This window comes from Sinomonas mesophila (assembly GCF_001999765.1).
In the GTDB taxonomy this organism is placed as follows: domain Bacteria; phylum Actinomycetota; class Actinomycetes; order Actinomycetales; family Micrococcaceae; genus Sinomonas; species Sinomonas mesophila.
In genome coordinates this window covers 1-716 of the sequence record NZ_KV908336.1, presented here as the reverse complement: position 1 = coordinate 716, position 716 = coordinate 1, and the positions used below count along the sequence as shown (strand labels likewise).

Here is a 716-nt window from a genome sequence, read left to right as displayed (position 1 = left end):
CGCCCCTCGCCCGTGAAGCCGCTCTCCACCGCCGCGAGCCTCTACATCACGCTGTTCCGCGGCACCCCGGTGCTCGTGCAGCTGATCTTCTGGTTCAACATCTCCGCCCTCTATCCGGACCTGCGGATCGGGATCCCCTTCACGGACCTCGGCGTGGCCGTGGACACGAACGCGATCATGGGCCCGATCACCGCCGCGCTCGTGGGCCTGACGCTGAACGAGGCCGCCTACATGGCCGAGATCATCCGCGGCGGGTTCTCCGCCGTGGGCAAGGGCCAGATCGAGGCCGCCGACTCGCTCGGCATGAGCGCCGGGACGCGGATGCGCAAGGTCATCATCCCCCAGGCCATGCCCTCGATCATCCCGGCCACGGGCAACCAGGTCATCGGCATGTTCAAGGGAACCTCGCTCGTGTCCGTCCTCGGCGTGGCCGAGCTGCTGCAGAGCGCGCAGCTGATCTACGCCCGCACCTACGAGACGATCCCGCTGCTGATCGTGGCCAGCCTCTGGTACCTCGTGATGACCCTGCTGCTGAGCTACCCCCAGTCCAAGCTCGAGCAGAAGTACAACCGGGCGTCCTCCAACCTGCCCCGCAAGGCCAAGGCCGTCCAGCTCACCGACGCGGAAGGAGCGGCACGATGACGACCCCCGACGGCACGATCCACGTCCGGAACCTGAAGAAGTCGTTCGGCCCCAAGACGGTCCTGAAGGACATC

General features: G+C 67.0%; 1 protein-coding gene. It reads left to right on the top strand.

From position 1 onward, the window contains the following. Window positions 1–642: amino acid ABC transporter permease (locus BV907_RS11390; RefSeq protein ID WP_077489857.1), on the top strand; the 642-nt coding region annotated here is incomplete at its 5' end. Between the last annotated feature and the right edge of the window lie 74 nt (window positions 643–716).